Here is a 20,471-nt window from a genome sequence, read left to right as displayed (position 1 = left end):
CGACTCTTTCGTCACGTTCCGTTTCACCTCCGCTCGCCAGTCCCGATCCCCCTGTCCGCCGGACAGTCCGCCTCCGCTTGCCGGCCTCACAGCAAGTGCATCTAGGGTGTCCGGGAGAGAACGGCACAGGGGGCATTCCGAGTGGACAGGCAGGATCCGGCCGGTAGCGGGCGATCGCGGAACGGGCGGGCGGGCGCGCAGGACGCGGGCGGCGCCACGTCGGGCCGCCGGGGCGCCCCTTCGGGGGCGCGGCGCCGCCCGAAGGCGGGCGCCGGACGCCTCGACGCCCTCAAGCGGGCAGGGGCCGGCCGGCTCGCCGCGCTGGCTCCGGCCGCCGCCGTGGCGCGCACGCAGCTGCGGCGCCTGCGGCCCGACTATCCGAGGCCGGGCCGCAGCGGCTGGCGCCGTTGGGCACCCTCCTGGCGCCAGTGGCTCGGTGCCTGCCTGTACCTGTTCACCGGCCTCGCCGCCTTCGTCGGCCTGGCGTACGCCACCACGGAGATACCCGACGACCTCAACTCCTTCGCTCGGCAACAGGACAACGTCTTCTACTGGGCCGACGGCTCCACGATGGCCCGCACCGGCTGGGTCAGCCGCGAGGAGATGCCGCTGGACAAGGTGCCCCCCAAGGTCCAGGGAGCCGTACTCGCGGCCGAGAACGCCAGCTTCTACTCGGATCCCGGAGTCTCTCCGTCCGGGGTCCTGCGCGCCCTGCGCGCCGCCGTGACGGGGGGCGAGACCCAGGGCGGGTCCACCATCACCCAGCAGTACGTGAAGAACGCCTACCTGAGCCAGGACCGGACCCTGTCCCGGAAGTTCACCGAGATCATGCTCGCCGTGAAGCTGGACAACCAGACGAGCAAGAAGCAGATCCTGGAGGACTACCTGAACACCAGCTGGTTCGGGCGCGGCACCTACGGCATCCAGCGCGCCTCCCAGGCCTACTACCGCAAGGACGTCTCACAGCTCACCCCCAGCGAGGGCGCCTTCCTGGCCTCCCTCCTCAAGGGCGCCGGCCTGTACGACCCGGCGCTCAGCAAGGAGAACCACGCGCGGGCCATCGAGCGCTGGTCCTGGATCCTGGACCGCATGGTCGACACCGGCCAGCTCTCGCCCGCCGAGCGGGCCACCTACACGAAGTTCCCCGAGCCCACGGGCGCGTCCCTGCCCGGCACGCCCGGCGCGCAGACCGGCTACCTGGTCGAGCTGGCCAAGGCGTACGCGGTCAAAACCGGCCATATCCCGGACGCCGAATTCGACCTCGGCGGCTACCAGATCTACACGACCTTCGACAAGAGCCGCATGACGGCCCTGACCGCCGCCGTCCAGAACGCGCAGAAGGACTTCGACGCCGAACGGCGTCCCAACACCGACAAGAACGCCAAGATCGGCGCGGCGACCGTCGCCCCCGACGGCCGGCTGCTCGCCGTGTACGGCGGCCCCGACTACCTCAAGCAGGGCTTCAACGAGTCGAACGCGACGACGATCCCGGCCGGCACGGCGTTCACACCGTTCGTCTACGCCGCCGCGCTGGAGGACGGGGTGCTGCGCACGCGCGGCAAGCCCCGTACGCCGGTTTCCCCTTCCACCACGTACGACGGCAACGACCAGGTGACGGTCCAGACGCCCGAGGGCCCGTACTGGGACCGCAGCGGCAAAGTGGTGAAGGGCCGCAACGACGGCGGGCGCAGCTGGGGTCCGGTGACCTTGCGCCAGGCCGTCGCCGACTCCGTCAACACCCCGATGCTGCAACTCGGCCTCGACGTCGGCCTCGACCGGGTGGACTCGCTCGCCGAACGTTCGGGTCTGCTCGGATCGAGCCTCGGACCGCGCATCCCCACGTTCGCCCTCGGCGAGAACTCCACCCCGAGCGCGATCCGCATGGCCGGCGCCTACGAGACCTTCGCCGCCGACGGCATGCACACCGACCCCTACTCGGTGCGCTCGGTCACCCGCAACGGCTCCGCTCTGCCGCTGGACGCGCCGAAGCCGACCCGGGCCGTGAAGGCCACCACCGCCCGCGCGGTGACGGACGCCCTGCGGTCCGCCGTCACCGAGGGATCGGCGAAGGCGGCGGCCAAGGCGCACCCCGGTACTGCGGGCAAGACGGGAACGACCGCCGCGAACACGGCGGGCTGGTACGTGGGCAGCACCGAGAGCGAGACCACGGCCGTGGTGGTGTACCGGATGGCGCTGACCGACCTGCTGCCGCTGCCGCTGACGGGCCTGGGCGGGGACGCCCTGGGCACGCCCGGCAGCGACCGGGCGCTGCGCCTGTGGGCCGACTACATCAAGGCGGTGAAGTAGGGCCTGCCGGGGCCCGACGGCCTTGCGGGGCCCGGCAGGCCTTCCGGGGCCTGGTGTGCCTTCCGGAGCCCGGCGGCCTTCCGGGGCCCGCTACTTGATCAGCGCGGTCCAGTCCGGCGCCTGCGCCGGATCGAGCATCCGCAGCTGGGCCAGGACCTTAGGGTCCTGGGCGTCGAGCCAGTCCGCCAGCTCCTTGAACGAGACGCAGCGCACCTCCTGGCGCGGGCAGACGTCCCTCATCACGTCCTCGACGGCCTTCATGTAGATGCCGCCGTTCCAGTCCTCGAAGTGGTTGCCGATGAACATCGGCGCCCGGCTGCCGTTGTAGACGCGGTTGAAGCCGTTGAGGTACGAGGCGCGGGTCTGCGCCTGCCACGCGGCGAACTTCGCCGGGTCGCCCTGCGTGCTGTCGCCCGACTGGTTGTAGAGGAAGTTGAAGTCCATCGACAGGACCTGCGCCTCCTTGCCCTGGAGGGGCACGAGCTGGAGGGGGAAGTTCCATATGCCGTTCGGCTTGGAAGGCCACAGCTGGAAGTCCCCCGCGGAACTGGCGTCGTAGCGCCAGCCGTACGGCTTGATCGCGCTCAGCAGGTTCTTCTGCCCCTCCAGGCACGGCGCGCGGCCGCCGACCACTTCCCGGTCCGGGTCGAAGGGCAGCGGCGCCTCCTTCGTGAACCCGGTGTTGGTCTTCCAGTTCTTGACGAAGGAGTACGTCTGGTCTATCTCGCTCTTCCACTCGGCGGGACTCCAGTCCCCGCCGCCCTTGGGGCCGCAGAAGTGCCCGTTGAAGTGTGACCCGATCTCGTCGCCGTCGGCCCAGGCGCCGCGCAGCTGGGTGAGGGTGGACTTCACGTGCGGGACGGTCGGGTACGAGATGGCGGCCGAGCCCGGGTTGTGCTGCGGCGGGTGGTAGAGCGTCTTCTTGTTCTCCGGCAGCAGGTAGATGCCGGTGAGGAAGAAGGTCATGTGGGCCTTGCTCTCCTGGGCCACCTGACGGAAGTGGGAGAAGAGGTGGTCGTCGCCTTCCAGCGCGCCGTCCCAGGAGAAGACCACGAACTGCGGCGGCTTCTCGCCCGGCTTGAGCCGCTCCGGCTTGAGCTGTCCCGGCTGCGGCCCGGTGTACGAGGTGGAGCCGTCCCCCAGCACCTTGACCTTGCCGTCCCAGGGCTGCTCCGGTCCCTTCGCGGCCGCAGCCCCGTCGGCCGCGGCACCTGGGCCGGCGAGCTTGGCGTCGCTCCGGGCGGATCCCGAGTCGCCGAGGGTGAAGGCGTACGCGGTGGTGGCGGCCCCGCAGAGGGCGATCACGGCCACGGCTATGCCCAGGCGCCTGCGGTTCTGCGCCTTGCGGCGCACCTTACGGCTGCTCCGGGACTCCGCCCGGGTGCCCGCGGCGGCGTCGGTGTCGGCCATCGCTATCGTCCCCCCTGCTCACCGCAGCAGGGCCGCGCGTGGATGGTTCATACGAATATAGAACTTGTCGGCACTCCTCCCGCACCCAAGCCCCCTCCCGTGCGTCGCTTCACAGCCAACCCACAGCCCCGGGGGGTGGCGCAAAGGCGACGCCCCCTGCCGTGCGGCAGGGGGCGTCGCGGTTCGTCACCGTCAGTTGTTCGAGCCCACCGTGTTGTCGTGGCCGGCGTTGAACACGTCGTCGGCCGCGAACTGGAGCCAGTTGCCGAAGACGAACGTGTACGAGGGCTCGGGCTGGTAGTTGACGGTCACGTCGGCGCAGGCGACGGAGGCACCGCCGAGGAGGAGGGCGCCGGCAGCGGCGAGGACGGTGACGAGAGAGCGAACAGAACGCACGAATCCACCTTTTTCGAGCGAGTAAGGGCACCTCGAAAGGTAGGGAGGGGTCGCTTCGGAGTCTCGACACCTGCCCGACTCGTGACGAATTCAACCCGAATGGCGGAGTTACCCCTTTCATGAATCTTCGGCCCGCACCGAGCAGCCCGGGCTCCCGGCCTGCTTGCAGCGCGGGTCCGCGGAAGCCGGAGGAGAATGGGGAGCAGCCCATGGAGGGCCATGAGGGCCATGTTTTCCCTACTGCGATCGGCGGCCCGCCGCTCGTTGGCCGCGGTGCTCCTGAGCACGGCGGTCGCGTGGGGCTCACCCGTCGCCACTGATGCCGCTGTCGCCCCCGCCCCCGCCTCGGCGGTCCGGGCGGCGGACGACAGGTACATCACGCTCGATCCGGCCGCGGGACGGGCGGGCAGCCGGGTGGGCGTCCACGGCTACGGATTCGGTGCCTGTCATACGTATCCGTCGCCGGAGACCACCGGGCCGGGTACCACTCCCGAGCCCACCCCGGCCGTGATCGAGGTGACCTGGGACGGCGACACCACCCCCAGCGTCGTCACGGCCGACGACCAGGGCACCTTCGAGACCGACGTCACGGCTCCTTCCGACGCGACCGCGGGCACCTACGACGTCACCGCCCGGTGCACGGTCAACTCGAAGGTGAAGGCGGTCGCGCAGTTCACGGTGACGTCCGAGCCGGCCCACGAGCCGGCCCTGGCGCTGGACCCCGCGCAGGGGCCCGCCCGGGCCACGGTGACGGTGACCGGCTCAGGGTTCGAGGACTGCGTCCCGGACGGCGGCAGCGCCGGGGGATCGGGCGGTACGGTCACCCTGACCTGGGACGACGACCCGCTCCCGCCCGATCCGCCCGGGGAGTTGGACGTCGCGGACGGCTCGTTCAGGGCCGACGTGAGCGTTCCGGCCGATGCGGACGCGACGAATCACCAGGTCACAGCGGTCTGCGTCGGGCACGAGCAGCTCACTGCGCAGGCGGACTTCACGGTCACCGACACCCCTGGGCCCGCCACGGGGCCTGAGGTGACGCTCCGTCCCGACTCGCTCCCGGCCGGGGGCGGTCTCGTCACGCTGTCCGGTTCGGGCTTCGACTGCTCACAGGTGGACCTGCTGTGGGACGGGGAGCCGCAGGCCACGGTCGACGCCGCAGCGGACGGGACCTTCGAGGCCCAGCTCACCGTGCCGTCGGATGCCGGCGAAGCCTCGTACACGGTACGGGGCCAGTGCGCGACGCAGCCGGACACGGCCGCCGAAGCCGTGTTCACCGTTACGGGCGCGGGCCCCGTGACTCCCACCCCGACCCCGACCCCGACGACCGCGACGCCCACCCCGAATCCGAATCCGAACCCCAACCCCAACCCTGACTCCGAGCACACCGACGGAGGGGTCCCCGCCGGCCTGGTCGTCGGGACGAGCCTGTTCGGCCTGGCCCTGCTGGCCGCCGTCGGCGCCGCGTTCCTCAGCCGCCGCCATCGGGGCCCCCGGTGGGTCCGCGGCCACCTCACATCCCGCCTGCGACCCACCCCCGCCGCGACGGGCGTGACCCAGCCGCCGGACACCGGGCCGCCGGCCCGCACCGTACGGCTGGAACCGCACCCGGACCCCGGCGAGCAGACCGTCGAGGAGGAGGACGACCCATGACCACGGCTCCCGTTGTCGAGCCCCTCACCGTCCGGGCCCTGCTGCTCGGCCGCGAGGAACGCGCCCCTGACGCACTCGCCGAGACCCTGCACGCCCACCGCGCTGCGGCAGGGGTCATCCCCGGCGGCCGCGGCCTGACCCCGGCGGCCGACCGGGCCGTCGGGATCGAGCTGGCCACCGTGGTGAACGGCTTCCTCGACCTTGATCTCGTCACCCTGGTGGCAGCGGGCTGGTCCAGGTACCAGGCACTGACGGAGGCCGCCCGCCGGACGCATCGCCACCCAGGGAGCGAGGAGGTCGTCGCCCTTGCCACCCACACCATCACCTCCGCGCACCACCCGTCGGTGGACCTCCTCGTGGACGGCGCCCCCACCGCCACCGTGGGGGTGGACCTCACCGTGGTCTTCAAGATCACGGGGCTGGTGGCCGTGGTCCGGGACGGGCTGCTGGTCGCGGTGCGCAGCGGGCAGTGCGCGGTCGAGGCGAAGCTCGCCGTACGGGACATCGTGGTCGCCTCGCGGAAGGGGAGGCTGGACCTTCCCGCCACGCTGCGCCTGCGTGAACCGGTGGACCTGATGCCGCACCGCGCAGCGCCACCACCGCCGCCTCGTCCTCCCACACCCCCACCGGCGCCCCCACCGCCGCCGCCCGTCCGCTGGGGGCATGTCGATGGTCAGGGCGACCGCCGGTGATCTCGTTCGACTCCATGGCGGGGCCTGCCTTCCCACGGACTTCCGGGGCTCGTCGGGCGGCGCACCGACCGGTCAGCGGGTGGCCCGGGCCGGGACGGTGAAGGCCAGTTGGGTGGCCACGGCCAGGAAGTCCCGGGTGAACTCCGCCATGGAGACGACCGCCTTCGACAGCACCGCGGGCGTCGCCGCCAGCGCGGACAAACCTACCCGGCCCGCGGCGGCCAGGCCCGCGATCACCCCCGCCTCGACGGCCACCCAGACGAAGAGGGCCAGCAGAGCCGTCGCGCCGAGGCCGGCCAGGAACTCCTCGCCGGCCCTCGTGAAGAGCCGCCGGTCCGCCTGCATCAGCGTGACGAGTTCCGGCACGAGCGTGGGGCCCGGCGCCCGTTGCTTGCGCTCCCACTCCCGTACCGCCTGGTTCATCCGCTCCCGGACGCTCTTGGGGATCAAGGAGCTGTCGAACTCTGCCCGGTGTACGTGGTACAGGACCAGCCCGTCATAGCCCGGGCGGCCGGTCTCCGGCCGCGGATACTCCGTGAAGCGGGCCCGATTGGTGGGCCAGAAGCAGAGCCAGTCGGAGACCACGTCCTTCCCGCTCGTGGTGTCGATGTGCAGGGGCAGCGGCAGCAGCATGAGGGCGGGATGCAGCCGCCACGTGCTGGCCCGGGCGCTGACCCGGAAGGAGCGTTGCATCCGTGCCAGTTCGAGGCGCATGCGGACGGCGCAGGGATCCTCCAGGATGGACAGTTTGCTCTGGAGTTCCTTGTACGTGTCGAGGCCGCCCTTGCGGGTGCCGACCTCCACCTCCTCCATGCCGAGCTCCCCGCCGTAGGACTGGAGCCCGAGCATGTCCGGTTTGAGCAGACCGCCCGGCGTGAGCTTGCGCACGGCTTCGATCAGTACGCCTGCCGGAGTCTTTGCCGCGGGGTCGAGCAGCTTCTGGAACTCCAGGACCTTCGCGGGCGAGATGGGGTTGCGGAAATCCTCGCTCAGCACCTGCAAGGCCATCCGCAACACCGGATCACTGGGCTGGACGGAGAGCCGCTTGTAACGCGCACCTTCCCCGCCGGACATCGGGGGCCGGCCGCCCTGGCCCTTCTCCTGGCCCGCGATGAGGTCGAAGACCTCCTGCAACCGGTCCAGCTGGTGGGTGACATGGGTGGAGCCCGGCAACTCCGCCACGTACCGGCCGAAGTGGTACCTGACCCAGACTTCGGCGGCGATCCACTCCCACCCGGTGAGCAGCGCGGGGTCCCTCTCGCCCAGGAGCTCGCAACGGGTCTCCTCGTCCAGTTCGTCGACGGGCACTGCGCCCCCTTTACGCGATCGTGCCGAGGTGGGAGGTGATGGCGATGTCCGTTCCGGACGACGGGGTGTACTCGTTCCACTCGGCGATGAGTGCCCCCTTGGTTCCCGGCTGGAGGATCGGGATCGCGGCGGGTGACGGCGAGTGGGAGCGGCTCAGCATGCCGACGACGATCTGAGCGCGGTCCGTGTTGACCGCGACGACGGTCTGGGCCTCCTGGAGCCCGCGTTCGTCGGCCACGTCGATGACCACCGTCGCGCCGACGAGGAACCCGGCGGCCGACTCGACCCGGATGGTCACGGGACCCTGCGGGTCGGTGGGGTTCGGTTCCAGTGGCGTCGCACAGGTGGTGTACACGGCGTCCTCCAGCCGTACGGCGGAACGCCCCGGGTTGGCCGGCGGGATGCCGGGATAGTTGCGGTCGTCGTAGGCCGCCACCTCCTTGGCGATGCTCAGGTAGTACGGAGGGGGCTGGCTCGGCGGCGGATCCTCGTGGTGGAAGCCGCCCTCCACGAACTTGACCCATTCCTGCTCCCAGCCCTTGCGGACCGTCAGGACGACCCGCGCGCAGCCGGCGCGCAGGAAGGCCTGCCGGTTGGCGTCCGCGTGCTGGATCTGCCGGATGAAGTCCCAGCTCGGCGGCACGTCCCAGAAGTACGAGTACAGGAACGTGACCACGTTCTCCCACTCGATCGCCTGGTTGAGGAACCGGACGTCGGACTCGTGCCGGCGGAAGACGGCCCAGTCGGCCGCGCTCCAGCCGAGGGAATTCCCGTCGAACCCGATGCCGTGCTCCAGATCGACGCCCGCGGCGACGAACAGCTTGACGACCTTCTCGGGCATGAAGTCGAAGCCGGGGCCGAGAAGGGCGCGCAGGACACCCTTCATGACCTCGTCGCTCTCCTCACGGCGGAGCGTGAGCGTGTCGACGCTGTTGATCTTCTCCTCAAGCGCGGAGATCCGTGCGGCCACGTCCTGCTGCTGCGAGTAGTACTGGTTCTGCGCGGCGTCACGCAGGGCGTTCCAGACGGCGGCCTGCCACTTCTCCCGGACGCGGGTGTTCACCTGTGTCTCGCCCGGCGCCGGCTCCGCGCCGACGGGGATCTCCTCCACCTGCGCCACCACCTTGAGGGAGGTGTGGCGGTTGTACCCCAGGCGGAAGGAGATGGGCACCTTGCCGGTCGCGTGCAGCTGGAAGCCGCCCCACTGCGGAAGGGTCAGCTCGACGGGTCCGTGGCTGCCGTACGCCTCGGTCATCTGGTACGAGGAGCCCAGCACCTCCAGGTGGTACTTGTACTCGTTGCCGGTCCGGCTCGCCGAGTCGAACCAGAGGTTCAGGGTCTTGATCCGGTAGCCGTCGGGGATCTCCAGCGGGTCGGGCGTGAAGATCCGGCTCTCGTCGGAGTCGGGTGCGTCCACGCTGAACTGCGGTGGCGTCGGCGGCTGGGGCGGATCGGGCACCACTGCCCCGTAGCGCTCGCCCAGGACCAGGTGGTGCGGCTGCGTTTCGTGCTGCTCCGTGAGGATCTTGTCGGTGATCTCGGAGTGCGGGACGTCGAACCGGAACGGGCCGATCTGCTTCCTGAGGGCCTCGAGCTCCTTGTACGACTTGCGCAGCGCGGCCCCCGGTTCCGCCACCACGAGGTCGTAGGTCAACCGCAGGCCGTAGCGGTACAGCCGGACGCGCCATTTCCGCATCAGGCTGAAATAGTCGATCCTCACCGCGTCGGTCTGGCTGGGGTTGCGCAGCGTGCGGGTGGAGGCCTCGGAGCTGCCGGTGACGGTGGTGGTGGAGATCGTGACCTTGTGTTCCTGCTTCGCGCGCGAGGACGCCTTCTTGGTGAGTTCGGTGGCGTGCTTCGTGCTTTCCGTCGCCGAGTGGGACGTGGAGTCCTGGGCGGTGAAACTGGAGCTGGCCGAACCGGAGATGACGGGGATGCCGCCGCGCACGGTGCCGGTGACGTTGAACTGGTTGGAGTGCTGCGCCTGGGAGGAGGCCGATTGGGCGAGCTCCGTGTTGTCCGTGACTCCGGTCTCGCTGGTGTTCTCCAGCGAGTCGGTCACGATGGAACTGAACTCCTTGGTCTGCACCGACCATTCCTTGTGCGTGACGGCGGTCTCCTCCAGCGGGGCGAGGGGAATGGTCGCGATGAGCTCGCCCCGCTCCAGGCCGGCGGGGGCCATCTCCATGCGCTCCAGGTTGATCCAGCCGATGTTCGGCGCGACCGAGTTGGCTTCGAGGGACCTGGTCGCCCCCACTGCGGCGCGCAAGGCCAGTTCGGATTGCGCCGGGTCCGCGTCCGGTGCCGAGGCGGCGGCCCGCCGAACCTCGATGAGGGCGTTTCCGACCGCTGTGAGGGCTGCCACCGGCACCGCCGTGAAAGCGCTCGCCGGGGCGGTGGTGGCGGGATCCGCGGCCGGCCCGCCGGCAGCCCGCAGGGCCGCGTTCCCCGCGCCGAGCAGGTCGAAGACCTCGTCCGGCACCGGTTGCGTCTGACCCTCACCCGTGCGGGCGCCGGCCGCTTCCGCACCCTGCAACCGGGACCGGACCGCTTCCAGTTCCTCGCCGGAGAGAGCCAGCCGGCGGACGAAGGCGGACTTCAACAGGGCCTGCCCGGTGGGTGGCGGCGGGGCTTCCAGCTGGACCAGGGTCGCCTTGAGCATCTCCCTGGTGGAGTTGGTCAGGACGGGAGGTGGGGTGGCGGGCGGAAAGGGAGGGTACGGCGCCCCGGCGGCGGACGCCGCGCCGGCGCCGGAAAGACCGCTCGACGCGGGCACTTCCCTTGATTCGGTTCCGCCCATCGTTCCCCACCCCTTTTCGGAACGTCTCCCGCTCCTCAAGTTACTGCAAAAGAAAGGGAAATAACCAGGGTGATTTTTCGACGCCACCAATTAACCGCTTATCCGATAATGGAATGATGAATTGAATCGGATGATGACTTCCACGCCGCGGGCGGGAGTTGTGGTGGCCAAGGCCTTGGTGCCGGGCGGCCGAAACTCGTGCCGCCGCACGTGGGGCTGCGTCAGGAGGTCGCGGCGCGGAAGTGGGGGCACGGTACCTCTGCGGTGGCGACCGGAATGCGCATCCGGCGCAGGAGGTCACTCGTGCCGCGCAGGCGCGGGGTGCTGCGCCATGTCGTTCCCGGGTGGCGGGACCGTAGGTGGCACAGCGCCCTGATGCCGAGTCCGGCGGCGCGGAAGCGCTCCTCGATGTCGACGCTGGTGATCACCGATTCGGCGCAGGTGGAGCAGATCCGGTAGCGGATCTCGCCCACGACCTTGCGGACGTGTACGAGGAGCAGGCATTCCTCGCCGGTGGCGGGGCTCCTGCGGCCGCCGGGGGACAGGAACTCGATCTCGCGGTAGGCCAGGAGCTTGCGGCGCAGCCGGGCGGCGAACGATGCGCGGCGGGAGTGCCTGCCCCCGTGCGCCGGTAAGACGCCACGGGATGCGGGGGCCGAACGGAACAGGGTGCTCGTAGGGCGTGCGTGTTCTCCGGGCATGCGGTTCGTGTGCCCGGGTGACGGCCCTTGACCCTCCCCGTCCGGGTGGTTCCCCGCTCCCGTGGGGTCGCCGGGTCCTCGCTCGCGGCGCGGGGAGGGCGTCAGGCCGTCTCGGACTCGTTCACCGGCGACGTCGGCTGCGGCGCACCAGCAGGAAGATCACCAAAGCCGCACCGGCCGCCAGCAACGGGGTGCGGTTCGCCCGTGCCATGCCCACGGCCTGGCGCCCCGTGTCGAGGAGCGGCTCGGGGGCCTTGTCCGCCGCCAGCCGGCCCGCGCGCACGGCGCCCTCCCGGAACTGCGCCGTCGCCTGGGCCGCCTTGTCCAGAACGGGGTCGGGCGTCTTGTCCTTCACCAGCCGTGCGGCCCGTTCGGCCTTCTCCCGGATCTGCTCGGAGACCACGGCGGCCTTCTCCGCGGCCTGCTCCTTCACCTGGGCTTTGACGTCGGCCTTGGCCGCCAACGCCTCGACGGTCTGCCCGAGCTCGTCGCGGGTGTGCTCGATCTGCTCGCGCAGTTCCTCGGGCGTGGGCGTGCCGATATTGGTGCGGGACTCGTCATTGGTGCGGGACTCGTCGGTCATCGGTGTGCCTTCTCCTTGATCTCGGCCACATCGGCCTTGACGCTGTCGATGGTCTGCTCGGGCGCCGGCGTGCCGGCCTTCGCGATCTGCTTCTTCCCCGACAGCGCCATCCATGCGGCGATGGCGCCCAGCACCGCCGTGACGATGAGCGCTGCGGCCCACACGGGCAGCACCAGCGCGAGCGCGACGATGCACGTGGCCACGAGTGCCTGGGCGGCCAGCACTCCGACCAGCCCCGCCGCTCCGAAGAGGCCGCCGCCCTTTCCGTAGCGCTTCCCCTTCTGTGTCATCTCCGCCCGGGCCAGCCGCATCTCCTCGCGGACCAGCTCGGAGATCTGCTGGGAGGCGCGCGAGACCAGCACGCCCACCGAATCGTCGGTGGCGCGGGCCTGCCGCTGCGTCGTGGTCATTGCCAGGTCACCCTGCCTTCCCCATGGTGTGCGTACGGGCGGGCCGCCATGACGAAGACCCTCTTCGAGACGCTCCCGCCGTTGTCACCTCGCGGCTACCCCCAACCGGCGCGATCACCCGCGTGCGACCGGGTTTCGCCGCACTCCTCGACGCTCCGGCCGCGGCATGCACACATCAGCGGCACATGACAACGAGCGGGCGCAGGCCGAGGTGGGGTGCTTTCCCGACACTCTCGTGGCGGTGCGGGCCGGACGGGGCGATCGCGAGGCCATCATGTGAGCCGCCGGCAGGGGAGCCGGCGCACGACGAGGGGGGTTCCATGGGTACGAGGAAGACGACCGTACGCACCGCGGTGGCCGGGGCGCTGCTCACCACGGTCGCCGTCGCGACCGCGACCGGGCCGGCCGCCGCGGCCGCTCCGGGTGGCGGTGCCCGCTGCACCCCGGGGATCACCGTCCTGCGGGCACTGCCCGGCCGCGACGGCGCCCAGACGCACAGCACGCAGGTGAACGGCATCGGTACGCGCGGCCTGACCGTGGGCGTCTCCCACGACAAGCCGGCCTACTGGCTCGGCACCGCCGTCCACGCCGTGCCGCTGCCCGCCGGAGCCACCGGGGGCAGCGTGGAGGCCGTCAACCGCTCGGGCCTGATGGTCGGCACGCTGACCACCGCCTCGGGCGCCAAGGCGTTCAGCTACCGGCCCGGCGCCGGCTCCGTCACGCTGCTGCCCGGCGGGGAGAGCGCCACCGCCGTGAACGACGCCGGGCACATCGTCGGTGGCCGTCGCGACCGCGCCTCGGGAGCCATCGTCGGCCTGGAATGGTCGGGCCGACTCCTGCGCCGGGAACTGGCCGTCCCCGCCGGGTACTCGATCGAGGCCGTCACCGGCATCGACAGCACGGGCCGGGTCATCGGCTACGGCGCCGGCCCTTCCGGCGAGCCCTCGTACGACATCCACCCCGCCCTCGTCTGGTCCGCGAACCCGGCCGCCGCCCCCACCACGCTCCAGCCGGTGGGCGACGACTACGCGTACTACAGGGCGCAGGCGATCGACGAGTCGGGCCGGATCGCGGGCAGCTACTGGCACACCCGGAGCCTGGAGACCACTGCGCTCGTGTGGAGCGTCCCCTACGGGGATCCTGCGTACGTACCGAGCGTGCCCGGAACCAGCAACGACTCGTTCGAGGGCATCAGCCCCACGAGCGGCGTCCTCGTGGGTACGGCGTCCGCGTGGGACCCGACGCGGGAAGCCGCCGTCCAGGCGCTGTACTGGCCCGGCAGCGGCCCGGCCAAGACCCTGCCGGGTCTGGCGCCGAACGGCTTCACCGCCGCGTACGCCGTCGCCGACGACGACCGGGTGGCCGGCGCCGCCGTCGACCGGGCGGGTGTGGTCCGTCCCGTGGTGTGGACCTGCGCCGGCAAGCAGGCCTACGTCCCGAACGCCCCTGCGGCTGCCCGGTAACCACTAGCGGCCCACGTGCACATGTGCACTGTGTGACACCTCCGTCGCCGAGCGTTGAGACGACGAAATCTTCACACGGTGAGAGTGGAGTGGATGACTCCCCTTGCGCCAGCGGGCGATATGCCGGAAATGAGCAAGGTAGTTGATCCCTTTATGCCCCACATGTGGCCCGAAAGGGGAGCGCCGTGCAGATGTGTTACTCGATCTTGTGAGGGGCGTGTGGTGATCCGCCGGGTGAATGGAAAAAGCTTCCTGCCGCGCGCCCGTCCCGCCCGCCCGAGAGCGTCAACGCGGTTCGCACCGTCACCCGTTGGCGTGCTTACATCGGCGCACCGCAGCGGTTTCGGAAGCGGCGTCCCACGCCGGCCGAGGCCCACGCGCAGGTGGTCGGACCGCCTTGTCGCGGTCTGCCCATACCCCCATCAAAAACACCTAAGACGAACGAAGGGTGCGCCCCCATGCGTAACGACATCGAGACCCGCGAGATCGCCGACGACGAACTGGACGCCGTTTCCGGCGGTATCGCCCTCGGCGGCGGCCTCCTCGGCGGTGTGACCGGCGACGTCCAGCACGTGCTGGGCACCGTGACCTCGCTCCAGACCGTCCACGGCGCGCTGGCCCTCCCGGGCCAGGTCGAGGGCATCGTCGGCGTCCGCGCGGGTGTCGCCGGTCTCTGAGCAGTCCGGTCCGGCGTGACCAGTGAACCCCGGAACGCATCCGTTCCGGGGTTCACCCCCGTGTGACGAAGAGTCACGACGCCGGTCGAAGTGAGCCCGAGGCAGTCGAGGGAAGAGTCCGAGTCCGTGCAGTTCCGTCAAAAGGCGCTCTCGAAGCTGCAATCGCCCGAAGAGCTCGATCTCCCGGTGCGCTTCGCCCGCCCGCAGGGCCGGCTCGTCCTGGCCGTCACGGTCGTCGTCATGGCGGCCGCCGCCACCTGGGGCTTCACCGGATCCGTGTCCTCCAAACTGAGCGCTCCCGGCATCCTCACCCGCGCCGAGGGCAGTTACCTGCTGCAGAGCCCCTTCGCCGGACAGGTCACCGCCGTCCACGCCAAGGAGGGCCAACTGCTGGCCCCCGGGGCGCCGCTGCTCCAGGTCAGTACCGAGCAAGGGGAGCGGACCGTACGCGCGGTTGCGGGAGGACGCGTCACCGCCCTGGTCGCAAGGGTCGGAGCCGTCGTCACGACCGGCGCCGACGTGGCGACCCTGGAACGCGTCAAGAACCCGGGCGACCCTCTGGTGGCGGTCCTGTACGTCGCCGCCGCAAGCGGCGCGGCCGTTCCCGTCGGCGCCACCGTCGACCTCACGGTCCAGTCGGTGCCGCAACAGCGCTACGGCGTGCTCCGCGGCCGCGTCAAGGAGGTCGGCCGTACCCCCCAGACCCCGGCGCAGATCGGCGGATTCCTCGGCGACGGCCGGCTCGCCGGGCAGTTCACCGCGCAGGGCAACCCCGTCCAGGTCCTCGTACAGCTCGAACGCACCACGCAGACCAGGTCCGGGTACCGGTGGTCCTCCGCCGACGGCCCCCCGTACGCCCTCGACTCCACCACACCGGTCACCGGCGCCGTCCACCTCTCCGTGCAGCGCCCCGTCGATTGGCTGCTCCCGTGACCACCCCCACGACCACCCCCGCCCGGCGCTCCTCCCGCCGCAAGCCCGCGCCCGCCCCCAAGGGACGCACCCCCCGCGCCGTGCGCACCCCCACCGTGCTCCAGATGGAGGCCGTGGAGTGCGGCGCCGCAGCCCTCGCCATGGTGCTCGGCCACCACGGCCGCTTCGTCCCCCTGGAGGAACTGCGCATCGCCTGCGGCGTCTCCCGCGACGGCTCCCGCGCCGCCAACCTCCTGCGTGCCGCCCGTGGTTACGGCCTCCAGGCCAAAGGCATGCAGATGGACCTCGCCGCGCTCGCCGGGGTGCGGCCCGCGGCCATCCTCTTCTGGGAGTTCAACCACTACGTCGTCTACGACGGCATGGGCCGTCGCTTCGGCCGCAGGGGCGTGTACGTCAACGACCCCGCCAAAGGCCGCAGGTTCGTACCGATGGACGAGTTCGACACCAGCTTCACCGGCGTCGTGCTCACCTTCGAACCCGGTGCGGGCTTCCGCCGCTCCGGCCGCAAGCCCGGCGTCCTGGGCGCCCTGCCCGCCCGGCTGCGCGGCACGTCCGCCTCGATGCTCGCCGCGGTGCTCTCCAGCCTCCTGCTGGTGGCCGTCGGCGCGACGGTGCCCGCGCTGAGCCGCACGTACATCGACATGTTCCTGATCGGGGAGCAGACCTCCCTGCTCGGAGTGCTGTTCGCCTCGATGGCGGTGGCCCTGGCCCTCACGGCGGTCCTCACCTGGCTCCAGCAGGCCAACCTGCTGCGCGGGCGCATCATCTCCTCCACCCTCGGCAGCGCCCGCTTCCTGCGGCACCTGCTGAGGCTGCCCGTCACGTTCTTCTCCCAACGCAACCCGGCCGACCTGGTCCAGCGCCTCCAGTCCAACGACGCCGTCGCCGAAACCCTCGCCCGGGACCTGGCCGCCGCAGGGGTCGACGCCGTGGTGGTCGTCCTCTACGCCGTGCTGCTGTGGGCCTACGATCCCGGGCTCACCCTCGTCGGCGTACTGATGGCGCTGCTGAACCTGGTGGCGCTGCGGATCGTGATCCGGCTGCGCGCCACCGGCACCCAGAAGCTGCGCGCGGAGAACGCCCGGCTCACCAACACCTCGTACAGCGGCCTCCAGCTCATCGAGACGATGAAGGCCACCGGCGGCGAGAACGGCTTCTTCCGGCGCTGGGCGGGCCAGCACGCCGTCACCCTCGACGTGCAGCAGCGGCTCGGCGTACCGAGCGCGTGGCTGGCGATCGTCGCGCCCACACTGGCCGCGCTCAACAGCGCGTTGATCCTGATGATCGGCGGCCTGCGCGCCGTGGAGGGGCACCTCTCCGTCGGTCTGCTCGTCGCCTTCCAGGCCCTGGTCACCAGCTTCACCGCCCCCATCACCCGCCTGGGCGGCGTCGCCGGGCGCATCCAGGACTTCGCGGCCGACGTGGCCCGCCTCAAGGACGTCGAGAACTTCCCCGTCGACCCGCTGTACTCGCGCCGCGAGCCCCCCGCCGCGACCCGCCGCCTCAGGGGCCACGTGGAGCTGGAGCACGTCACCTTCGGCTACAACCCGCTGGACGCCCCGCTGCTCAAGGACTTCTCCCTCACGGTCGGCCCCGGACGGCAGGTCGCGCTCGTCGGGGGCTCCGGCAGCGGCAAGTCCACCGTCTCGCGGCTGATGTCCGGCCTCCACGCGCCCTGGGAGGGCGTCATCCGCATCGACGGGATGCGGCTGGAGGACATCCCGCGCGGGGCGCTCGCCGCCTCCGTCTCCTTCGTGGACCAGGACGTCTTCCTCTTCGAGGGGACCATCCGCGACAACGTCGCCCTGTGGGACCCCTCCCTCACGGACGAGGCCGTCATCGCGGCGCTGCGCGACGCCGCCGTGTACGACGTGGTGGCCCGCCGCGCCGGCGGCATCCACAGCCGCGTCGAGCAGGACGGCCGCAACTTCTCCGGAGGGCAGCGCCAGCGCCTGGAGATCGCCCGCGCCCTGGTGCGCCGTCCCAGCGTCCTGGTCCTGGACGAGGTGACCAGCGCCCTGGACGCGGCGACCGAACGGATGGTCATGGACAGCCTGCGCCGCCGCGGCTGCGCCTGCGTGGTCATCGCCCACCGGCTGAGCACGGTGCGCGACAGCGACGAGATCGTCGTACTGGACCGCGGAACGGTCGTGGAACGCGGTCGGCACGAGGAGCTGCTCGCCCGGCAGGGCGCGTACGCCGCACTGGTCAAGGAGCACTGAGTGACCACCACGTGGCAGACGCAGGCCGCACCCGATCCCGTCGTCGCCGCCCTCGCAGCCGTCGGTTCCCCCGTCGACTGCACGGGCCTGCGCAGCCTCTCCCTGGAGGGCCCGCTCGTGCTGTGGCTCGTGGAGGACGGCGCGCTGGACCTGTTCGCCGTCGACGCCGCACTGGAGGGGCACTGGCACTTCCTGGGCCGGCTGGAGGAAGGGTCCCTGCTGCTGGGCCCGGCCGACGGCTGCGTGCACACCCTGGTCGGCAGGCCCGTGCACGGCTGCCGGCTCCGCCGCATCGAGCTGCGCGAACTCGTGCGCCCCGAGTTCGCGGGCGCGGGAAACGCCCAGGACGGGTCCTGGGGGTGGTACGCCGACCACAGCGGGTACGGCCTGCCCGGCGGGACCCTGAGCCCCCTCGAAGAGGCTTTCGCACTGGGTGTCGGGCGCGGACTGCGCGTCCTGTACCAGGCGCCGCTGGAGAGCCGGACCAGCACCGGCCCGGGCCGTGACGACGACGTCCTGTGGATGCAGATCACCCCCGGCAGCGTGCAGTACGGGGCGGCGTACGAGGGCCACGGCATGGCCGGAGCGCTCCTCGTCGACGGGGCGATGTGGCAGGGCATGGTCGACCAGCAGTACCGGCTGCTGTACGCCCTGGACCGGTGGATCGAGCAACTGGAGCAGGCCCATGAGGACCGCACGGCCGCCGGCATCGAGGCCGGCGAGGCGGCCCGCACCCAGGCGGACCGGGCCCTGCTCGCCTCCATCGGACGCACCGGCAGGGGCGGCCGTCCCCACCGGCCCGCGAGCGACGACGCGACCCTCGCCGTGTGCCGCCTGGTCGCCCACGACGCCGGCATCACGCTCCGCGAACCGGGCACGGCGGCCCCCGGCCCCGAGGGGACGGACCCCCTCGAACGCATCGCGCTCGCCTCGCGGATCCGTACCCGGCCCGTCAAGCTCGCCGGCCGCTGGTGGCGCGAGAACTGCGGGCCCCTGGTGGCCCGCCGCACCGAGGACCGGTCACCGGTCGCGCTGCTGTGGCGGCGCGGCGGATACACCGCCGTCGACCCCGCCACCGGCATCCGCGAACGCGTCGGCAAGGCGCACGCCGCCGCCTTCGAACCCGGCGCCGTGATGCTGTGCCGCCCGCTGCCCGACGGCAAGCCGAGCCTGGCCGCGCTGGTCCGCTTCGGCATCCGCGGGACGGGCCGGGACCTGCGCAGCCTCGTCCTGGGCGGCCTCGTCGCGGTGGGACTGGGGGCGCTCGTGCCACTGGCCACCGGCCGGGTGCTCGGCACGTACGTCCCCCAGGGCGAAGGCGGCCTCATCGTGCAGAGCGCCATGGCGCTCATCGCGACCAGCACCGTGTCGGGCGCCTTCATGCTGCTCCAGAACATCAGCGTGCTGCGCATCGAGGGCCGTATCGAAGCCACCTTGCAGCCCGCCGTGTGGGACCGGCTGCTGCGACTGCCGGTGACCTTCTTCGCCGGCCGCTCCACCGGCGAACTGGCCGGCGCCGCTCTCGGGATCAGCTCCATCCGCCGGGCGGTGTCCGGCATCGGCGCGGTATCCGTGCAGGCGTCCGCCGTCGCCGCGATGAACCTCGTCCTGCTGCTCGTCTACAGCGTGCCGCTGGCGCTGGTGGCGCTCGCCATGCTGCTCGTCATCGCCGCCGTGTTCCTGGGCCTGGGCCTGTGGCAACTGCGCTACCAGCGACGGCTGGTCAAACTCGGCAACAAACTGGGCAACCAGGCGTTCCAGACCCTTCGCGGCCTGCCCAAACTGCGCGTGGCCGCCGCCGAGAGCTTCGCCTACGCCGCCTGGGCGCGGGAGTTCGCCCGGACCCGCGAGCTGCAGCAGCGCATCGGCCGCATCAAGAACGCCGTCACCGTCCTCAACGCGGTGTGCCTGCCGGTGTGTTCCCTCGTGATGTTCATGCTGCTGGCCGGCCCGGCCCGGGGCAGCATGTCCGCGAGCGGGTTCCTCACCTTCAGCACCGCCGTGACGATGATGCTGTCCGCGGTGACGCAGCTGACCGGCGCGCTCCTGTCGGCTGCCGCCGTGCAGCCGATGTTCGAGGAGGTCAAGCCGATCCTGGACGCGAGCCCCGAAGTGCGCAGCTCCGGCATCCGGCCGGGAACGCTCGGCGGCGCCATCGAGGTGAAGAACCTCTCCTACCGGTATGCCGACGACGGTCCGCTCGTCCTCGACGACGTGTCGCTGTCCGTGCGGCCGGGGGAGTTCGTCGCGATCGTCGGTGCCAGCGGCTGCGGCAAGTCGACCCTGCTGCGCCTGCTCATCGGCTTCGACGCGCCCGCCTCCGGCAGCGTGCTCTACGACGGCCAGGACCTGGCGGCGCTCGACCAGGCGGCCGTACGCCGCCAGTGCGGTGTCGTCCTGCAGAACGCCCAGCCGCTGTCCGGCTCCCTCCTCGACTGCATCGGCGGCGCCGAGACGTGTTCGCTGGAGGAGGCGTGGGAGGCGGCAGCGCGGGCGGGCCTGGCCGAGGACATCAAGGCCATGCCGATGGGCATGCACACGGTGCTCTCCGACGGCGGCGGCACCGTCTCCGGCGGCCAGCGCCAACGGCTGATGATCGCCCAGGCCCTCCTGCGCAAACCGCGCATCCTCTTCCTGGACGAGGCCACCAGCGCGCTCGACAACGCGGCCCAGAGGGTGGTGATCGAGTCCACGCGCGCCGAGCGCTGCACCCGCATCGTGATCGCCCACCGGCTGTCCACGATCATGGACGCCGACCGGGTGATCGTGATGTCCGAGGGGCGGATCGCCCAGCAGGGCGCGCCCGCGGAACTCCTCGCCGACACGGACGGCCCGTTCCACGACCTGGTGCGCCGCCAGGTCGGCTGACCTGCCCCGAGCCGGCCGTCCGGCGGTGTCTGCCACAACCGCCGCATGGCC

General features: G+C 71.4%; 15 protein-coding genes. 8 read left to right on the top strand and 7 right to left on the bottom strand.

Annotation, left to right across the window (positions count from 1 at the left end):
• Positions 1-141: 141 nt before the first annotated feature.
• On the top strand, positions 142-2,307 hold the full coding sequence (locus OHA81_RS03140) for a transglycosylase domain-containing protein (RefSeq protein WP_443056417.1): 2,166 nt from the start codon (positions 142-144) through the stop codon (positions 2,305-2,307).
• A gap of 90 nt (positions 2,308-2,397) precedes the next feature.
• Here OHA81_RS03140 and OHA81_RS03135 read toward each other — a convergent pair whose 3' ends face one another.
• Together OHA81_RS03135 and OHA81_RS03130 are read right to left on the bottom strand one after the other, a co-directional pair.
• Positions 2,398-3,717, bottom strand: coding sequence for a hypothetical protein (locus OHA81_RS03135; RefSeq protein ID WP_329192503.1), 1,320 nt, complete (start codon positions 3,715-3,717; stop codon positions 2,398-2,400).
• 192 nt (positions 3,718-3,909) lie between these two features.
• Positions 3,910-4,113, bottom strand: coding sequence for a hypothetical protein (locus OHA81_RS03130; protein ID WP_329192502.1), 204 nt, complete (start codon positions 4,111-4,113; stop codon positions 3,910-3,912).
• Positions 4,114-4,332: 219 nt separating this feature from the next.
• Here OHA81_RS03130 and OHA81_RS03125 point away from each other — a divergent pair, with 219 nt between their 5' ends.
• Complete coding sequence (locus OHA81_RS03125; RefSeq protein ID WP_329192501.1) at positions 4,333-5,763, top strand: hypothetical protein; 1,431 nt, start codon at positions 4,333-4,335, stop codon at positions 5,761-5,763.
• A complete protein-coding gene (locus OHA81_RS03120) occupies positions 5,760-6,455 on the top strand; it encodes a hypothetical protein (protein ID WP_329192500.1) in 696 nt (231 codons plus the stop codon). Before OHA81_RS03125 ends, OHA81_RS03120 begins: the two co-directional genes overlap by 4 nt.
• 72 nt (positions 6,456-6,527) lie before the next feature.
• Here OHA81_RS03120 and OHA81_RS03115 read toward each other — a convergent pair whose 3' ends face one another.
• From OHA81_RS03115 to OHA81_RS03095, 5 genes are all read right to left on the bottom strand, one after another.
• The gene (locus OHA81_RS03115) at positions 6,528-7,763 is read right to left on the bottom strand and encodes a hypothetical protein (protein WP_329192499.1); all 1,236 of its coding nucleotides are present in this window, start codon (positions 7,761-7,763) and stop codon (positions 6,528-6,530) included.
• Positions 7,764-7,773: 10 nt separating this feature from the next.
• Positions 7,774-10,425: a hypothetical protein gene (locus tag OHA81_RS03110; RefSeq protein ID WP_329192498.1), complete on the bottom strand. Its 2,652-nt coding sequence runs from the start codon at positions 10,423-10,425 to the stop codon at positions 7,774-7,776.
• Between the two features lie 359 nt (positions 10,426-10,784).
• Positions 10,785-11,264: a hypothetical protein gene (locus OHA81_RS03105; RefSeq protein ID WP_329192496.1), complete on the bottom strand. Its 480-nt coding sequence runs from the start codon at positions 11,262-11,264 to the stop codon at positions 10,785-10,787.
• Between the two features lie 121 nt (positions 11,265-11,385).
• Entirely contained in the window at positions 11,386-11,847 is a 462-nt protein-coding gene (locus OHA81_RS03100) for a DUF3618 domain-containing protein (RefSeq protein WP_329192494.1), read from the bottom strand.
• Positions 11,844-12,257, bottom strand: a complete 414-nt coding sequence (locus OHA81_RS03095; RefSeq protein WP_329192492.1) for a phage holin family protein — start codon at positions 12,255-12,257, stop codon at positions 11,844-11,846. Before OHA81_RS03095 ends, OHA81_RS03100 begins: the two co-directional genes overlap by 4 nt.
• A 320-nt stretch (positions 12,258-12,577) precedes the next feature.
• Here OHA81_RS03095 and OHA81_RS03090 point away from each other — a divergent pair, with 320 nt between their 5' ends.
• The 5 genes from OHA81_RS03090 (at position 12,578) to OHA81_RS03070 (ending at position 20,420) form a co-directional block, all read left to right on the top strand.
• On the top strand, positions 12,578-13,720 hold the full coding sequence (locus OHA81_RS03090; RefSeq protein WP_329192491.1) for a hypothetical protein: 1,143 nt from the start codon (positions 12,578-12,580) through the stop codon (positions 13,718-13,720).
• A 458-nt stretch (positions 13,721-14,178) separates the two neighbouring features.
• Positions 14,179-14,397 (top strand): hypothetical protein, encoded by a 219-nt coding sequence (locus tag OHA81_RS03085; protein WP_190183812.1) that lies wholly within the window; start codon positions 14,179-14,181, stop codon positions 14,395-14,397.
• Between the two features lie 126 nt (positions 14,398-14,523).
• Positions 14,524-15,330, top strand: coding sequence for an HlyD family efflux transporter periplasmic adaptor subunit (locus tag OHA81_RS03080; protein WP_329192486.1), 807 nt, complete (start codon positions 14,524-14,526; stop codon positions 15,328-15,330).
• Positions 15,327-17,552 carry an NHLP family bacteriocin export ABC transporter peptidase/permease/ATPase subunit gene (locus OHA81_RS03075; protein WP_443056414.1) on the top strand — a complete coding sequence of 742 codons (2,226 nt, stop codon included), beginning with the start codon at positions 15,327-15,329 and terminating at the stop codon, positions 17,550-17,552. The genes OHA81_RS03080 and OHA81_RS03075 overlap by 4 nt, the downstream gene beginning before the upstream one ends.
• Positions 17,553-20,420 (top strand): NHLP bacteriocin export ABC transporter permease/ATPase subunit, encoded by a 2,868-nt coding sequence (locus tag OHA81_RS03070; protein ID WP_329192485.1) that lies wholly within the window; start codon positions 17,553-17,555, stop codon positions 20,418-20,420.
• The last annotated feature ends 51 nt before the right edge of the window (positions 20,421-20,471 follow it).

The organism is Streptomyces sp. NBC_00667 (genome assembly GCF_036226825.1).
Classification (GTDB): Bacteria; Actinomycetota; Actinomycetes; order Streptomycetales; family Streptomycetaceae; genus Streptomyces.
Note: the sequence above shows the minus strand (reverse complement) of the source record. Positions and strands in the feature narration are given on the sequence as shown.

What these genes read in the sequence shown, in the direction of transcription:
- OHA81_RS03110 (WP_329192498.1), bottom strand. Translation starts at nt 10,425, where the DNA reads ATGCTCAAGGCGACCCTGGTCCAGCTGGAAGCCCCGCCGCCACCCACC.
- OHA81_RS03135 (WP_329192503.1), bottom strand. Translation starts at nt 3,717, where the DNA reads ATGGCCGACACCGACGCCGCCGCGGGCACCCGGGCGGAGTCCCGGAGC.
- OHA81_RS03085 (WP_190183812.1), top strand. Translation starts at nt 14,179, where the DNA reads ATGCGTAACGACATCGAGACCCGCGAGATCGCCGACGACGAACTGGAC.
- OHA81_RS03125 (WP_329192501.1), top strand. Translation starts at nt 4,333, where the DNA reads ATGAGGGCCATGTTTTCCCTACTGCGATCGGCGGCCCGCCGCTCGTTG.
- OHA81_RS03095 (WP_329192492.1), bottom strand. Translation starts at nt 12,257, where the DNA reads ATGACCACGACGCAGCGGCAGGCCCGCGCCACCGACGATTCGGTGGGC.
- OHA81_RS03120 (WP_329192500.1), top strand. Translation starts at nt 5,760, where the DNA reads ATGACCACGGCTCCCGTTGTCGAGCCCCTCACCGTCCGGGCCCTGCTG.
- OHA81_RS03100 (WP_329192494.1), bottom strand. Translation starts at nt 11,847, where the DNA reads ATGACCGACGAGTCCCGCACCAATGACGAGTCCCGCACCAATATCGGC.
- OHA81_RS03105 (WP_329192496.1), bottom strand. Translation starts at nt 11,264, where the DNA reads ATGCCCGGAGAACACGCACGCCCTACGAGCACCCTGTTCCGTTCGGCC.
- OHA81_RS03090 (WP_329192491.1), top strand. Translation starts at nt 12,578, where the DNA reads ATGGGTACGAGGAAGACGACCGTACGCACCGCGGTGGCCGGGGCGCTG.